Raw genomic sequence first — 255 nt, 5'->3', positions numbered from 1 at the left:
ACTACCGCCCGGGCGAAGTTTACTGGTGCACCGCCGACGTCGGCTGGGTCACTGGCCACAGCTATATCGTCTACGGCCCATTGGCCAACGGCGCGACCACGCTGCTGTTCGAAGGCGTGCCGAACTACCCGGACATCACCCGGGTGGCGAAGATCGTCGACAAGCACAAGGTCAACATCCTCTACACCGCACCGACCGCGATCCGCGCGATGATGGCGTCGGGTCAAGCCGCTGTTGAAGGTGCTGATGGCAGCA

General features: G+C 63.1%; 1 protein-coding gene. It reads left to right on the top strand.

All coding sequences use genetic code 11. The features are described from left to right. Positions 1-255 (top strand): AMP-binding protein (locus QMX98_RS35180; protein WP_282412113.1); only part of this gene is annotated, 255 nt, incomplete at both ends.

It is taken from the genome of Pseudomonas sp. PS02303, from assembly GCF_029959925.1.
Lineage (GTDB): Bacteria > Pseudomonadota > Gammaproteobacteria > Pseudomonadales > Pseudomonadaceae > Aquipseudomonas > Aquipseudomonas mandelii.
This window is presented reverse-complemented; position numbering and strand designations above follow the sequence as displayed.